The following is a 15,706-nucleotide window of genomic DNA, read 5'->3' on the forward strand; positions in this document are numbered from 1 at the left end:
GGAGACGCCGGTGGATCGAATCGATGCTGAACGGCTGGCCGAGCGGGAAGCGCGGCGGCGCAGGGCGGTGACCCCGGCAGCCAAGCGGCTCGCCGAGGTGCCGTGGCCGGATCGCAGCTGGCCGACGGTGCGCGGGTTGTATGTGACCGTGGGGGCCGCACTGTACGAGCGGTAACCTCCATGCCGTGACTGATCCGCTCCAGCCCCTGGTCGACCTGCCCGGCGTGCGCGAGGCCGCCGACAAGGCGCGCGACGCGCTCGCGGCCGTGCATCGGCACAAGTCGAACCGGCGTGGCTGGGCGACCACCGCCGCCGAAGCCGCCGTGCGGGCCGCCCGCTCCTCGGCGGCCATCGAAGGCGCGAGCACCGACCTGCCCGCCGACGGTCAGGTCAGTGACCCGGTGCTGGCCGGCGCGTTGCGGGTGGGTCAGGCGCTCGACGGCGACGCGCTCACCAATCTCGTCGGCACCTGGCGGCGCGCGCCCCTGCAGGCGCTGGCCCGGTTGCACCTGCTCGCCGCCGCCGACCTGGTGACCGACGGGCAGGAACTCGGTCGCCCGCGCTCGACACCCGGCGTCGCCGAGCGGCTCGACATGCTCACGCAAACCGTCCAGTCGAGCAAGGCGCCCGCCCCGGTGATCGCGGCGATCGTGCACGGCGAGCTGCTGTCGTTGCGCCCGTTCGGCACCGGTGACGGTGTCGTCGCGCGCGCTGCCTCGCGACTGGTCGCGGTATCCAGCGGACTCGACCCGCACAGCCTCGGCGTGCCCGAAGTGTTCTGGCTGCGCCGCCGACAGGCCTACCTCGACGCGGCCGCCGGATTCGGCATGGGCACCGCGGAGGGCGTGGGTGGCTGGGTGCTGTTCTGCGCGGGCGCGTTGGAAGACGGGGCCCGCGAGGCGAACTCGATCGCCGACGCCGCGGCCGGCTGAACCGGCCGTACACATCGAAACGGGCGGCGTTGTCGATTGCTCGACCTCACCGCCCGCTAGCACGGAACACCCGGTTACCAAGCGTGCAGGGTGGGTTGTGTTCGGTGGCCTCGGCGATCATCCCAGCCCCGCCGGTTCATCCCCGCAACCTGTGCGAGGCGTTCGCCGACGTTGGCTCGAATTTCGCAGGCCCACAACTCTTTCGGCCTTGTCGCGGCGCGCTCCGCGTGGGTGCCTGGTGTCCGTGCTGGGAAGGGTGGGATGGGAGGCGAAACCTTCTCTTCCGGCTCCGTCTTGGCCTTCCGTCCTTCCGTGACTCCATTCTTACACTGTGATGGCACTCACATCAAGGGTTTCGCGGGCATAACCGAATCCCGATGAATTCGGCGTGTCACTCGGAGATTCGTGCTGCAAGCGGCCGGTCAGCGTCGTTTGCGGAGCAGTCGGTAGCTGATCGCGCCGGCGATGATCGCGCTCAGTCCGACGGCCGCCGTCGCGGCGACAGTGGTGGTCGACGGCGCCTGGAATCGTGACCACAGCGACACCGGGTTGGAGAACGTGAGCACCGGCCAGCCGCGGCTGGCCGCCTCCTTGCGCAGCGCACGGTCGGGGTTCACCGCGGTCGGGTGGCCTACGGCGCTCAGCATCGGCACGTCGGTCACCGAGTCGGAGTAGGCGTAGCACCGCGACAGGTCGTAGCCCTGCTCGGCGGCGAGCTTCTCGATGGCGGCGACCTTGCCCTCGCCGTAGCAGTAGAACTCGATATCGCCGGTGTACTTGCCGTCCTCGACGACCATCCGGGTCGCCTCGGTGTGCGAGGCGCCGAGCACCTCAGCTATCGGTCCGACGATCTCCTCGCCGGAGGCCGAGACGATCACCACATCGTGGCCGCGGATCTTGTGATCGGCGATCAGATCGGCGGCCTCGGCGTAGATCAGCGGGTCGACCAGATCGTGAAGAGTCTCGGCCACAATGGTTTTCACCTGCTCCACATCCCAGCCCGCGCACATGTTGGCGAGGTTTGCCCGCATCCGTTCCATCTGGTCGTGATCTGCACCGGAAAGCAGGAACAAAAAGTGTGCGTAGCTGCTCTCCAACACGGCTCTGCGGTTGAGCAGACCCTGCGCGTAGAACGGTTTGCTGAAGACGAAAGCGCTCGACTTCGCGATCACCGTTTTGTCGAGGTCGAAGAACGCGGCGACGCGCCCGCCCGGCACCGGGGCTCGGCCCGTTTTGCCGAGACTTGTGTCCGTAGGCGAGGTCTGGTCGCGTTCTGGCGTCACGTCAACAGGATAGGCACGACCTGCGCGCACCGCAGGATCGACTGCCCGCACCGTGGAAAAGGGTTTGCCCCGGGGACGCCGGGCGGCGCGAATCGCCGAAGAATGTCGGCGAATGCTACTTGCGCCCGCGGCAGGGGGTGGGTGTAGTATTGCTGGCACCTGGACTTAGTCCAGGCGCGTTCAGCCCGACCCCCCGGGGCTGAACCCGACGGCCCCAGCCTCCTCCCCCCCGGCTGGGGCCGTCCTCTATTTTCAGGACGATCGTCAAAGTTCTCCACACCCCCGAGTTATCCACAATCGGTGTTTTCGGGGTGTTGATGAACTCCTCGCTCGGCAACGCTGAGTCGCATGAACCCAGTCCCGATGCGCGGTGGCCCGCCACAGATCGCGCCCGCTCTAGTGCTCGTGCGTGATGAACGGCTGCGCGCGGAGGTGCGTCGAGTCGCGGCGGCCGCCGAGCGCGTCACCGAGGAACGGGTGATGCCGGTCGGCAGGCATGCGTGGGCCGGGGCAGGCATGGTCATCCTCGATACCGCCGCCGCTGTTGCCGCCGCCGTCGGCGGATTCCCGCGGCGGGCGGGCGTCGTCCTGGTCACCGAGGGGGAACCTGCCGTGCCCGACTGGCAAGCGGCGACGGCGGTGGGTGCCGAACGTGTTGTCGCATTGCCCTCGGCGGCTGTCGCACTGGTCGAACAGTTCGCCGAACACGCCGAATCCCGCACGGGTGAAGGGATAGTCGTCGCGGTGGTCGGCGCGGGAGGAGGTGCCGGCGCATCCACGCTCGCCGCGGCGACCGCGCTGCGCGGGGCCGCGCGGCGGGTGCGTCGCGACACGGTGCTGATCGACGGTGCCCCGCTCGACGGTGGGATAGATCTGGTGTTGGGCATGGAGAACGTGCCGGGCCTGCGCTGGCCGGACCTGATCATCGAGGACGGACGGGTGTCGGCTGCGGCGCTGCACAACGCGTTGCCCGTCGGGGCTCCCGGCTTGGCGGTGTTGTCCTGCGGCCGAGCGCGACCCGCCACCGGGGTGGGTCCCGGGCGATCACGGCCCGACTCGGCTTCCGTGGGGCACGCGTTCGTCGGGCTGGCGCCGGCGGCGGTCCGTGCGGTCATCGAATCGGGCAGGGACGCAGGAGATCTCGTGGTCTGTGATGTGTCGTGTGAGCGTGGCCCGGCGGCCGACGCGATGCTCGACGCCGCCGATCTGGTCGTCCTCGTAGTACCGGCCCGACTGCGCTCCATCGCCGCGGCCGAAGTCGTGTCGGCCTATCTCGGAGAACGAAACCCCAACCGCGGCTTGGTCGTTCGTGGTCCCGCGCCCGGCGGACTGCGCGGCGCGGAAGTCGCCGAACTTCTCGGATTGCCCCTTCTCGCCGCGGTGCGCGGGCAGGCCGGCCTCGCCTCCCGTCTCGAACGCGGTGGCCTGAGCGTCCGCCGGCGTGGCCCCCTGCGCGACGCCGCCGACGCTGTCCTCGCCATGGTCGGAGCCGAGGGATGACTACCCCCGTCAGCGCCCGGCGCTCCATCCGTCGTGCGGCCCTTCGGATGGACGGAGCCGGCACGACATGACCTCCTTTGTGACCGTCGACCTCCTCGAACGCGTCCGTGAGCGCCTCGCCGAGCATCCGGGCGTGCCAGATGCCGCGCAGCTGGCGGCCGCGATCCGTACGGAAGCGGGCGGGGTGCTTGCCGACACCGATCTGCTCCGGGCCCTGCGCCTGTTGCAGACCGAGATGACCGGTGCGGGGCTGCTGGAGCCGTTGCTGCACGATCCTCGGGTCGCCGATGTACTCGTCACCGGGCCGGATGCGGTATGGGTGGACCGTGGCCGCGGCCTGGAGCTGACCGATGTCCGCTTCGCCGACGAAGCCGCTGTTCGCCGCCTCGCCCAGCGCTTGGCCTCGGCCGCGGGCCGCCGCCTCGACGACGCTCAACCCTGGGTCGACGGCAAACTCGCCGGAACCGAAGCCACGCTGGGCGACGCGTTCGGCGTTCGACTCCACGCGGTACTGGCCCCCGTCGCCCACGACGGCACATGCCTGTCCCTTCGCATCCTCCGCCCCGCGACCCAGGGCCTCGACGCGCTGGCGGCCGCTGGTTCGATTCCTCCGGACGCCCGTCGTCTGCTCGGCGACATCGTCCGCGCCCGCCTCGCGTTCCTGGTCGTGGGAGGTACCGGAGCGGGAAAGACTACTTTGCTCTCGGCCCTGCTCGCCGCCGTCGACCCTGCCGAACGAATCGTCTGCGTGGAAGACGCCGCCGAGCTCGCTCCGGTCCATCCACATGTTGTTCGGCTGGTTGCCAGGACGGCCAATGTCGAGGGGGTAGGCGCTGTTACGGTGCGCGACTTGGTCCGTCAGGCCCTGCGGATGCGCCCGGATCGCATCGTCGTCGGAGAGGTCCGTGGTGCCGAAGTCGTCGATCTCTTAACGGCCCTCAACACCGGCCACGACGGCGGTGCGGGGACCGTCCATGCCAACTCGCCCCAGGAAGTTCCGGCGCGCCTGGAGGCACTGGCGGCGCTCGGCGGGATGGACAGGGCGGCCCTGCACAGCCAGCTGGCTGCCGCCGTCCAGGTAGTCCTGCACGTTCGGCGCCGCTCCGACGGAACCCGTGCTCTCCACGAAATCGGGGTCCTGCACCGTGATTTCGAGGGAGTCCACATCACCCCCGCCTGGCGGGCGGACGACCACCCGACTCCCGCGACCGGCGAACTCCACCGGCTGCTCGAGGTGCGTCTCGGATGAGTAACTCGGTTGCGTATGCGGTGGTGGCTCCGGGGGATTCGTGTCGCCATGAGCGAATTACAGGGGCAGGGAACTGGCTTCACAGGTCTACGCGCTATTCCGGGCGGTGGTCGGTGGTCGGCGAGGCGGAGCGGCGATCGCCGCGGGTAGAGCTCGGAGCCGCCCCCGGCGAGTGTGGCGAACGAGATGCGGGTTTCGGTGTGGAGGAGGCGGCCTCATGGGTAGTGCGTTGCTCTGTTGCGCGATCGCGGTGCTGGTGCTGCCGGTGGCAGGCGGTCAACGACGGTTCACCCGGCTGTTCGCGCCGAGCGGGAGCACTGCGCGACAACGCGTGCCTGTGGAGTGGTGTGCAGGAATCTCGCTGGGGTGCACGGCGTTCATGTTCGGACCCGGCGTCGGGTCGGCCGCACTGATGCTGGGAACCACTGTGGCGGTCCGTCAACGGCGTGGTCGAGGTGACCGCGAACGGCGGCGCGAATGCGGCTACCTCCTGGCCGGCCTCGAAGCTGTGGTCGGGGAGCTCCGCGTGGGCGCCCACCCGAGCGCGGCGGCCGAATCCGCCGCAGCCGAGTCGCGCGGCGAAGCGGCGCGCGTACTGGCGATCAGTGCCGGCCGCAGCCGCCTCGGTGGTTCCGGAGCCGACGGTTGGGTCCAGCCGGATTCGATTGTCGCCGAGGAACTGTCGCGAGTCGCCGCGGCCTGGCGGGTGGCCGAAGAGCACGGCTTGGCGCTGGCGGAACTACTCGCCGCCGCCAGGTCCGACCTACTCGGACGCATCCGCTTTCGCGACCGCACCGAAGCCGCACTGGCCGGCGCCCGAGCATCGGCCACCGTCCTGGCCGGCCTTCCCCTGGTAGGCATCGGCCTGGGACAACTGATGGGAGCTGCCCCGCTCACCATCCTGTTCGCTGCTCCGGCTGGGGAACTACTTCTCCCGCTGGGCGCCGCCCTCGCCTGCTGTGGACTGCTGTGGACAGATGTCATCACCCGTAAGAGCACCGCCTGATCCGCACCGGACGGTGTCGAACGGACGGCGGTAGTGGACAACTCGTGTGGATGCCCTGTGGACAAATGTGCGCCGCCGCAAGAGCGCAGCCGCACTCGGTGTGCGTCACGGCCCGACGGCAGGGCGGGAGTAGTCGCCGAATGCCTGTGGACAGATGTGATCACCGACCATGACCACGCGCTGATCGCGGTGCCCCGCGTGCGGCAGTTCGGATCGGGGTGTGGATGGGTGTGGACCGAACTTCGAGGAGGGGATTTGCTGTGCAGGGGATGGATGGTGCTGCTGCGCCGGGGGCGTTGCTGATCGCGGCCGTGGCGATTGTGTTGCTACCAGGGCGAGTGGCCGTCAGTCGACGGGTGCGTGCGCTCGGTCCGACGACGGCCGGCGTCTCCGGGACGGCAGGTGACACCGCGAAGGTCGACCCGCTCGGGTCGGCGTCCGCGTTCGATCTACTGGCCGCGTGTCTCCGAGCGGGACTGCCGATGGCCGCGGCCGCGCGAGCCAGCGCGCCGACAGCGCCGCCGGTTCTTCGGGCGGCATTGCTCAGGGCCGCAGACCTTCTCGCGCTGGGCGCCGACGCGGCGACGGCATGGGAACGGGCGGCCGCCGATGCGGTGGGGTCGGCGGGCGCCGATGACGTGGAGTCGCTGGCCAGGATGGCTCGTCGTTCGGCGCGCTCCGGCGCCTCGCTGGCCGCGGCAGTCGGCGAACTCGCCACGCAACGCCGCGAAGCCGTGGAGGACGCTGCCGTCGCGCGCGCCGAACGTGCCGGCGTGCTGATCGGTGGCCCGCTCGGCCTGTGCTTCCTGCCCGCTTTCGTCTGCCTCGGCATCGTGCCGGTCGTTATCGGCCTCGCCGATCGCGTGCTCGGCGGCGGTGGGCTGCTGTGACCGGTTGCGACGGGGCCACCGAAACTTCACCGCGCGGATCAGCCGCGCGGTGCAACCAGAGAGGGGATCACGATGACGTTCGCGCACGCGGTATACCTGGGGGCCCGCACTCGCATCACGCGTCTGCTGCTCGAGGACGACGGCATGTCCACGGCGGAGTACGCGATCGGGACTATCGCCGCGGCGGCCTTCGGAGCCGTGCTCTACGGGGTCGTCACCGGGGACAGCATTGTCAACGCGCTGACCGGCATCATCGACAAGGCACTCAACACGAGCGTGTAAACCGCCGCGACACCGGCACTCTCGGGGCCGACGCGGGTGCGGTGACGGTCGAGGCCGCCATCGCACTCGCGGCCCTGGTGTGCGCCGTAGCCCTGTGTGTCGGCGCACTGCTCGCAGGATCCACCCAGGTCCGCTGCACCGATGCTGCCCGCGAGACCGCCCGCCTCGCTGCCCGGGGTGACACCTCGCGCGCGATCACCGCGGGACGATCTGTCGCCCCATCGGGCGCGACCGTCGAACTCCGCACCGAAGGCGATCGGGTGGTCGCCACCGTCGCCGCGAACACCCCACTCCTGCCCGGCCTGCGCCTTCGCGCCGAAGCGGTGGCCGTCACCGAGCCGGGAGTGGATCCGTGACAGCGATGCGCAGGTGCCGGCGGAGGGAACGGCTCGAGAAGTGAAACCGTGCGGGTCGAAGGACCGTAGGTCGTCGTGGTTCACGGCGGATGGAGGCGGGGCAACGGCGTTCGTGTGTGTGGCGTTGGCGGGGTTGATCTGCCTGACGTTGCTGGTGGGCCAGGTGGGTGTAGCGGTGGTGGCTCGGCATCGGGCGCAGGGGGCCGCGGATCTGGGCGCGCTGGCCGCGGCGGGTCTCTTGGCGGAGAGCGCGGAGACGGCATGTGGGGAGGCCGGGGAGATCGCCCGGCGGATGGGGGTTCGAGTACGGCGGTGCTCGGTCGCGCAGTGGGATGTTGTTGTAGATGTCGAGGCGAATGTGTCAGCGGGAGTGTTCGGTATGCGCACTGTGCAGGCTTCGGCACGGGCGGGTCCGGTGGAAGAGAATGAGTGACGCGCAAGTGTTATCACTGGCCGGTGGTTGTTCCGCGCCGAACCAATTCGAATTAACCGGAAGTGCTTATGCGCTATTTCATGCGCATTCTTTGATCTGGGCGAGAAAAAAATGAAAAAAACGATGTAATCGCGCCCGTGGCTCCAGTTGGCTATGTGCCAGTTAATAGAAGAGTGGTCCTTTTTATTCGGACACGGGGCGTCGGCTGACATATCGCTGCTGGTCAGCAGTAATTCGGACGAGTGACCAACATTCTTCGAGTGCGGTGTCTCGCCGGTCACGCCGCGAGCGTGCGGACATCATGAATCCGCAGGTAGCTCCCGATGAGCCCGCAGCTCGCCGAGAACGGCGGCCAGCAAGCGCGCGGCGGCGTCCTTGTCCAGGGGGTTGTTGCCGTTTCCGCACTTGGGCGATTGCACGCACGAGGGGCAGCCGTCCTGGCACGCGCAGCTGTGGATCACGCTCAGCGTGGCGGACAACCAGTCCGTGAGCTGGGCGAATCCGCGCTCGGCGAACCCGGCGCCACCGGGCTGGCCGTCGTAGACGAACACCGTCGGCGCGCCGGTATCGGGATGTTCGGCGATGGAGACACCGCCGATGTCCCACCGGTCGCAGCCCGCGACCAGCGGCAACATGCCGATGGCGGCGTGCTCGGCGGCGTGCAACGCGCCGGGAAGCTGTTCGTCGGAGATGTCCGCGGCGGCGAGCAGCGGGGGCGTGACGGTATACAGGACGGCCTTGGTGTGCAGGGTGTGCGCGGGCAGATCGAGCTCCACCTGGTCGAGCACCTCGCCGGTCACCAGGGTCCGCAGGTAGCCGACGACCTGGTTTGTCACCGCCACCTGCGCGGATGCAGCCGTGACCTCGCCGAACACGCGCTCCTCGATCACCCCCTGAACGGTGATCGAGGTGATCTGCCGGGAACTGGTGGTGAAGCCGGGATCCACCTCGTTGACGAACGCGACACCACCCTCGAGGTCCAGTTCGTCGACCAGATAGGTCTCGCCCTGATGTAGATGGACAGCCCCCGTGTGCAGCGTGGCGGGTGCCCGGCCTGCGTCGGCGGTGCCGAGCAGGCGTCCGGTCTCAGCGTCGACGATCGCGACCGGCGAGCCGAGTCCACCGCGCACATCCACGTCGTCGTGCGGGTGGGTGTGCGCGGTGATGTGCCAGCGCGCACCCGCGCCGCGGGTGCCCGGCCTGCGCCGGATCAGGCCCTGATCGGCGAGGTCGGCGAGTACTTCGTCGGCTCTGAACTCGCTCGCCTCTTCGTCGGTGAGCGGCAGCTCCATCGCGGCGCACAGCAGTTGGGGGCCGAGGATGTAAGGGTTGTACGGGTCGGTGATGGTGGCCTCGATCGGCCGGTCGAGCAGCGCTTGCGGGTGGTGCACCAGGTAGGTGTCGAGCGGGTCGTCGGTAGCCACGAGCACCACCAGCGAACCCTGCGTCCGTCTGCCCGCCCGCCCGGCCTGCTGCCAGAACGAGGCGACCGTTCCGGGAAAACCGGCGATGACCACGGCGTCGAGGCTCGCGATGTCGACGCCTAGTTCGAGTGCGTTGGTACTCGCCGCGCCGAGCAATGTCCCCTGCGACAGCGACTGCTCGAGCTCCCGCCGGTCCTCGGCCAGATAGCCCGCCCGGTAGGCGGCAACCCGTTCCTGCAGCTCGGGGGCGGTTTCCGCGAGGACGCGACGGGCATCGAGCGCGATCAGTTCGGCACCGCGCCGCGAGCGAACGAAGGTCAGTGTCCTGGCGCCCTCGGCCACCAGCGCCGCCATGATCTTGGCTGCCTCGCTGGTCGCGGTGCGCCGCACCGGTGCTCCGTTCTCACCGGCCCGCATCGCGCTCAGCGGCGGTTCCCACAGGGCGACGGTCCGGGCGCCGCGCGGCGACCCGTCCTCGGTGACAGCGGCCACCGGCGCCCCGATCAGCCTGCTCGCCGACGCGGCCGGATCGGCACTGGTCGCCGAGCACAGGATGAACACCGGGTCGGCGCCGTAGAACCGGGCGAGCCGACGCAGCCTTCGCAACACCAGCGCGACGTGCGAACCGAACACTCCTCTATATGCGTGGCATTCGTCGACCACCACATACCGCAGGTTGCGCAGCACCCGTGCCCAGCGCTGATGCGAACGGAGAATCCCGACGTGCAGCATGTCGGGATTGGTGAAGATCCAGCGGGCGTTGGCCCGCACCCACTGTCTGACCTCGGCGGGAGTGTCGCCGTCATAGCTCGCCGGATGCGCCTCTCGCAGCGGATTGTCGTGGATCAGGCTGCCGACAGCGCGGAGTTGATCGGCGCCGAGCGCCTTGGTGGGGGAGAGATACAGCGCGGTGGCGCGGGGGTCGTCGTGCAGCGCGGTGAGCACCGGTAACTGGTAACCGAGCGATTTCCCGGACGCGGTTCCCGTGCTCACCACGACGTGGTTTCCGGTCGCCGCGAGATCGGCCGTGCGGGTCTGGTGTTCCCATGGCAGCGTGATCTCCTGCGCGTCCAGGGCTGTGACCAGCTCCGATGGCACCCATTCCGGCCACGCGGTGGTGTGCGCGCGCCGTGCGGGCAGCTCGGCGATGTGGGTCAACGGGTTGCCGCCGGCAGCCGCCTCGGTCAGGACACGATTGAGCAACGATCGCCCATAGCTCTCGCCCGTATCGTGCTCTCGGACCTCGGTCCGGTCTGTCGGATTCATCCAGTCCTTCTCTCACGCGACACGCGAAGTGTGAAACGTGTGTGTGCGACAACCACTACCTGGGATTTCGTAACCCAGTAGCGATCTGGGTCACAGCATGTTTGCTGGAAGCTCACTCGGTTATCAAGAAGCAAACAGACCGAAAGTACGGATACACCCAATCTGTCCCTTACCTGCACATTCGCAAGATCATGAATTTTGCAAATAGTCGGTAACTCGACTGTCGAATTGCGCAGAGACATGGTTCACTGGGTCTCGGTCGCAAGCTTCTGTGTTCGAGGGACGGATCCAAGGTCCAAACCATCAGCAGGATCGTTGTTGCGAACGCCGTGCTCAGGATTTCCTTGCAGGGGGACCAACAGTACAGCGGTCGGAACGGGCCCGGTGGACGAACCCAGTTGTCCGCCGTTTCCGGTAGAAAGAGAAGGAAACAGAATGGCACAGGGAACTGTGAAGTGGTTCAACGCGGAGAAGGGGTTCGGCTTCATCGCGCCCGAGGACGGCTCCGCTGACGTCTTCGTCCACTACTCGGAGATCCAGGGCACGGGCTTCCGTACCCTCGAGGAAAACCAGAAGGTCGAGTTCGAGGTAGGCCAGGGCACCAAGGGCCCGCAGGCCACCGGCGTTCGCGCGCTCTCCTGAGCTGCGGAACACAACAACGCCTCGTCCCCCTCCTCCGCATGCGGAGGAGGGGGACGAGTCATTTCCGGGTACCATCGCCCAGGACAGCGCCCGCGTCGTGAAACGCCGCAAATGCCTCTACCCCAAGTGCGCAGGGTATAAACGTCACTGGTGGTGATGTCCGAACGTCGCCGTCTGCCCCAGCCGCGCACCGAGCGGACCTCCCGACGCGCGGATCTAGAAGGAAGGTGTTCGCCGGTGGCAACACGAGACCGCAGTTCAGCCGACCAGGGCCGACCCCTGCGTCGTCTCGTGATCGTCGAGTCGCCGACCAAGGCCCGCAAGATCGCGCCCTACCTGGGTCGCAACTACACGGTCGAGGCCTCGGTGGGCCATATCCGCGACTTGCCGCGCGGTGCCGCCGACGTGCCCGCCAAATACAAGGGGCAAGCGTGGGCCCGCCTCGGTGTCGACGTCGATCACGACTTCGAGCCGATCTATGTGGTGAACCCGGATAAGAAGGCCAAGGTCGCCGAGCTCAAGAGCTTGCTGGCCGACGCCGACGAGCTCTACCTCGCCACCGACCCCGACCGCGAGGGCGAGGCTATCGCCTGGCACCTGCTCGAAACGCTCAAGCCGAAGGTCCCGGTTCGCCGGATGGTCTTCCACGAGATCACCGAGCCCGCCATCCTCGCCGCCGCCGCCGACACGCGCGAGCTCGACAACGATTTGGTCGACGCCCAGGAAACCCGTCGCATTCTGGACCGCCTCTACGGCTACGAGGTCTCCCCGGTGCTGTGGAAGAAGGTCATGCCGCGGCTGTCCGCCGGTCGCGTGCAGTCCGTCGCCACCCGGGTGATCGTGCAGCGTGAGCGCGAGCGCATCGCGTTCCGCTCCGCCGGGTACTGGGACATCGCCGCCAAGCTCGACGCGGGTCCCGACGAGAAGTCTGATTCGACCAACCCGCGCACGTTCGGCGCGCGCCTGGTGCAGGTCTCCGGCGACCGTGTCGCTTCCGGTCGTGACTTCGGTTCCGACGGTCAGCTCAAGTCGGCCACCGGTGTCGTCGTGCTCGACGAGGCCTATGCCCGCAGGCTGGCCGAGGCGCTCGACGGCGCCGCGCTCGAGGTCAGCTCGGCCGAGGCCAAGCCGTACACGCGCAAGCCGTACCCGCCGTTCATGACTTCCACGTTGCAGCAGGAAGCGGGCCGCAAGCTGCGGTTCACCTCCGAGCGCACGATGCGGGTCGCGCAGCGGTTGTACGAAAACGGCTACATCACCTACATGCGTACCGACTCCACGACGCTGTCGGAGTCGGCGATCGCGGCGGCTCGCTCGCAGGCGACCCAGCTCTACGGCGCGGAGTACGTCTCGCCGTCGCCACGCCAGTACACCCGCAAGGTCAAGAACGCGCAGGAGGCACACGAGGCGATCCGTCCCTCGGGTGACACCTTCATGACGCCCGGTCAGCTGGCCTCGAAGGTCGACAACGACGAGTTCAAGCTCTACGAGATGATCTGGCAGCGCACGGTCGCCTCGCAGATGGTCGACGCGCGCGGCACCACGCTGACCCTGCGCATCACCGGCACCGCGCGGACCGGCGAGGAGTGTGTGTTCTCGTCCTCGGGTCGCACCATCACCTTCGCCGGGTTCCTCAAGGCCTACGTCGAGAGCGTGGACGAGGAGGCGGGCGGCCAGTCCGACGACGCCGAATCCCGTTTGCCCGCACTGGAAGAGGGCCAGAGCGTCACGGCCGTCGAGCTCACTCCCGACGGCCACAGCACCAACCCGCCCGCCCGCTACACCGAAGCCTCGCTGATCAAGACGCTGGAAGACCTCGGCATCGGCCGCCCGTCGACCTACTCCTCGATCATCAAGACGATCCTCGATCGCGGGTACGTCTACAAGCGCGGCAGCGCGTTGGCCCCGGCGTGGGTGGCGTTCGCGGTGGTCGGCCTGCTCGAGGCCTACTTCGGTCGACTCGTCGACTTCGACTTCACCGCCGCGATGGAGGACGACCTCGACGCCATCGCCGGTGGACGCGAGCAACGCGGAAACTGGTTGTCCAGCTTCTACTTCGGTGGCGAATCCGGCGCCGAGGGTTCGGTCGCGCGGTCCGGTGGCCTCAAGAAGATGGTCTCCGTGCAGCTCGACGACATCGACGCGCGAGAAGTGAACTCGATCAAGATGTTCGTCGACGAAGAGGGCCGCGATGTCGTGGTCCGCGTCGGCCGCTTCGGTCCGTACCTGGAGCGGATGATCATCAATCCCGATGACCCCGAAGGGGATCGGATCTCGCAGCGGGCGAACCTGCCCGACGATCTGCCGCCCGACGAGCTGACGCCCGAGGTCGCCGAGAAGCTGTTCTCGACGCCGCAGGAGGGGCGCTCGCTCGGCGTCGACCCGGTGTCGGGGAACGAAATCGTCGCCAAGGAAGGACGTTTCGGCCCGTACGTCACCGAGGTGCTGCCGGAACCGCCCGCACCCGAACCGGACGCGGCGCCCGCGAAGAAGACCAAGAAGGCCGCGGAGGTCAAGCCGCGCACCGGTTCGCTGTTCAAGTCGATGGACCTGGCCGAGATCACCCTCGACGACGCGCTGATGTTGCTCTCGCTGCCCCGCGTGGTCGGCAACGATCCCACCTCGGGTGAGGAGATCACCGCGCAGAACGGCCGCTACGGCCCGTACCTGAAGAAGGGCACGGATTCCCGTTCGCTGGCGACCGAGGATCAGTTGTTCTCGGTCACCCTCGAGGAGGCGCTGAAGCTCTACGCCGAGCCCAAGCGTCGCGGGCGTCAGGCCGCGGCCGCGGCACCGCTGCGTGAGCTGGGCAAGGACTCGGCGACCGACAAGCCGATGGTGATCAAGGACGGTCGTTTCGGCCCGTACGTCACCGACGGCGAGACCAACGCGAGCCTGCGCAAGGGCGACGAGGTCGAGTCGATCACCGACGAACGCGCGTCCGAACTGCTGGCCGATCGCCGGGCGCGTGGGCCGGTGAAGAAGGCGGCGAAGAAGACGACCGCGAAGAAGGCGGCCAAGAAGGCGCCCGCGAAGAAGGCGGCGGTGAAGTCGACGGCGACGAAGACGGCGACCAAGACCGCGGCGAAGAAGTCCACCGCGAAGAAGACGGCAGCGAAGAAGGCTCCGGCCAAGAAGGCCGCCGCGAAATCCGCTGGGGCAGAAGAGGCTTGATCGCTCGCCTGCGTGCCCGCCCGGCCTCGGTGAATCCTGTCGGACCCCGCGGCTAGGGTGTAGCGCGTGGCAGGTGTCTTCGATCGACTGGTCGGCCAGGACGTGGTCGAGACCGAGCTGGCGGCTGCCGCGAAGGCGGCGCGGGCCGGTGTGGTCACCGGGGCGATGACGCATTCGTGGTTGTTCACCGGGCCTCCCGGTTCGGGGAGGTCTGTCGCGGCGCTGTGTTTCGCGGCGGCGCTGCAATGCACCGATCCCGATACCGTCGGGTGCGGGCAGTGCCATGCCTGCACCACCACGATGGCCGGTACCCACGGTGACGTGCGGCGCATCATCCCCGAGGGGCTGAGCATCAGCACCAAGGAGATGCGGGCCATCGTGCAGATCGCGGCACGTCGCCCGAGCACCGGTCGCTGGCAGGTCGTGGTTGTCGAAGATGCCGACCGCCTCACCGAGGGGGCCGCCAACGCGCTGCTCAAGGTGGTCGAGGAACCGCCGGACCGCACTGTGTTCCTGCTGTGTGCTCCCACCGTCGACCCCGAGGACATCTCCGTCACCCTGCGCTCGCGGTGCAGGCACGTTCACCTCGTGACACCGACCGTTCCCGCGATCGCCCAGGTTCTGCGCGAGCGCGACCGACTCGACGCGAAGACCGCCGACTGGGCTGCTTCGATCAGCGGCGGCCATGTCGGTCGAGCCCGCCGCCTCGCCACCGACGAGGACTCTCGCCAGCGACGCAAGCGTGCCCTCGCTCTGGTCACCGCGACCGAGCGCCCCGGCGCCGCCTACGCCGCCGCCGACGAATTGGTGAAGTCAGCCGACGACGAAGCCAAGCTGATGAGCGCCGATCGCGACGACCGCGAACGCGACGAACTCGCCACCGCTCTCGGCGCGGGCGGCACCGGCAAGGGCTCGGCGTCCGCCACCCGCGGTTCGGCGGGCGTTCTCAAAGACCTCGAACGCCGCCAGAAGTCCCGCGCCACCCGCACCGGCCGCGACGCACTCGATCGCGCCCTCATCGACATCGCCGGCATGTACCGCGACGCCCTGGCCATGCGATTCGCCGGCCGCGGCACCCCCATCACCCTCACCCACCCCGACATGGCCGACGAGATCACCGACCTCGCCACCAACGTCCGCCCCGAAGGCCTGCTCCGCAGCATCGATGCCGTCCTGGCTTGCCGCGAAGCCCTCGACCTCAACGTGAAACCTCGCTTCGCCATCGCCGCCATGACCGCCACCCTCATCACCGCCCGCACCACCTGACCA

The 15,706-nt window shown here is 68.5% G+C and carries 14 protein-coding genes; 12 read left to right on the forward strand and 2 right to left on the reverse strand.

The window, feature by feature from the left end:
• The first annotated feature begins 10 nt into the window (after positions 1–10).
• Positions 11–175 (forward strand): hypothetical protein, encoded by a 165-nt coding sequence (locus ACWGCN_RS21075; protein ID WP_266297608.1) that lies wholly within the window; start codon positions 11–13, stop codon positions 173–175.
• A 10-nt stretch (positions 176–185) separates the two neighbouring features.
• Positions 186–932, forward strand: a complete 747-nt coding sequence (locus ACWGCN_RS21080) for a Fic family protein (RefSeq protein WP_378996368.1) — start codon at positions 186–188, stop codon at positions 930–932.
• A gap of 422 nt (positions 933–1,354) precedes the next feature.
• Here ACWGCN_RS21080 and ACWGCN_RS21085 read toward each other — a convergent pair whose 3' ends face one another.
• Positions 1,355–2,149 (reverse strand): HAD-IB family hydrolase, encoded by a 795-nt coding sequence (locus ACWGCN_RS21085; protein WP_378996458.1) that lies wholly within the window; start codon positions 2,147–2,149, stop codon positions 1,355–1,357.
• A 414-nt stretch (positions 2,150–2,563) separates the two neighbouring features.
• Between ACWGCN_RS21085 and ssd the strand changes: the two genes are divergently transcribed.
• The 7 genes from ssd (at position 2,564) to ACWGCN_RS21120 (ending at position 7,931) form a co-directional block, all read left to right on the forward strand.
• Positions 2,564–3,715: a septum site-determining protein Ssd gene (gene ssd / locus ACWGCN_RS21090; protein WP_452459648.1), complete on the forward strand. Its 1,152-nt coding sequence runs from the start codon at positions 2,564–2,566 to the stop codon at positions 3,713–3,715.
• 67 nt (positions 3,716–3,782) lie between these two features.
• Complete coding sequence (locus tag ACWGCN_RS21095) at positions 3,783–4,964, forward strand: TadA family conjugal transfer-associated ATPase (protein WP_387445910.1); 1,182 nt, start codon at positions 3,783–3,785, stop codon at positions 4,962–4,964.
• A 217-nt stretch (positions 4,965–5,181) separates the two neighbouring features.
• Positions 5,182–5,970 (forward strand): type II secretion system F family protein, encoded by a 789-nt coding sequence (locus ACWGCN_RS21100; RefSeq protein ID WP_387445909.1) that lies wholly within the window; start codon positions 5,182–5,184, stop codon positions 5,968–5,970.
• 269 nt (positions 5,971–6,239) lie between these two features.
• On the forward strand, positions 6,240–6,860 hold the full coding sequence (locus ACWGCN_RS21105) for a type II secretion system F family protein (RefSeq protein ID WP_378996380.1): 621 nt from the start codon (positions 6,240–6,242) through the stop codon (positions 6,858–6,860).
• 72 nt (positions 6,861–6,932) lie between these two features.
• Complete coding sequence (locus ACWGCN_RS21110) at positions 6,933–7,142, forward strand: DUF4244 domain-containing protein (RefSeq protein ID WP_378661791.1); 210 nt, start codon at positions 6,933–6,935, stop codon at positions 7,140–7,142.
• A gap of 41 nt (positions 7,143–7,183) precedes the next feature.
• Positions 7,184–7,498, forward strand: coding sequence for a TadE family type IV pilus minor pilin (locus ACWGCN_RS21115; protein ID WP_378638781.1), 315 nt, complete (start codon positions 7,184–7,186; stop codon positions 7,496–7,498).
• 40 nt (positions 7,499–7,538) lie between these two features.
• The gene (locus ACWGCN_RS21120) at positions 7,539–7,931 is read left to right on the forward strand and encodes an Rv3654c family TadE-like protein (RefSeq protein ID WP_452459649.1); all 393 of its coding nucleotides are present in this window, start codon (positions 7,539–7,541) and stop codon (positions 7,929–7,931) included.
• A 299-nt stretch (positions 7,932–8,230) separates the two neighbouring features.
• Here the strand turns inward: ACWGCN_RS21120 and ACWGCN_RS21125 are convergent, their stop codons facing one another.
• Positions 8,231–10,621, reverse strand: coding sequence for a DEAD/DEAH box helicase (locus ACWGCN_RS21125; RefSeq protein WP_452459650.1), 2,391 nt, complete (start codon positions 10,619–10,621; stop codon positions 8,231–8,233).
• A gap of 435 nt (positions 10,622–11,056) precedes the next feature.
• Between ACWGCN_RS21125 and ACWGCN_RS21130 the strand changes: the two genes are divergently transcribed.
• From ACWGCN_RS21130 to ACWGCN_RS21140, 3 genes are all read left to right on the forward strand, one after another.
• Positions 11,057–11,263: a cold-shock protein gene (locus ACWGCN_RS21130; protein WP_019044597.1), complete on the forward strand. Its 207-nt coding sequence runs from the start codon at positions 11,057–11,059 to the stop codon at positions 11,261–11,263.
• Positions 11,264–11,500: 237 nt separating this feature from the next.
• Positions 11,501–14,437: a type I DNA topoisomerase gene (gene topA, locus ACWGCN_RS21135; RefSeq protein ID WP_378996389.1), complete on the forward strand. Its 2,937-nt coding sequence runs from the start codon at positions 11,501–11,503 to the stop codon at positions 14,435–14,437.
• A gap of 66 nt (positions 14,438–14,503) precedes the next feature.
• Positions 14,504–15,703, forward strand: coding sequence for a DNA polymerase III subunit delta' (locus ACWGCN_RS21140; protein WP_452459092.1), 1,200 nt, complete (start codon positions 14,504–14,506; stop codon positions 15,701–15,703).
• The last annotated feature ends 3 nt before the right edge of the window (positions 15,704–15,706 follow it).

The organism is Nocardia sp. NPDC055050 (assembly GCF_053608345.1).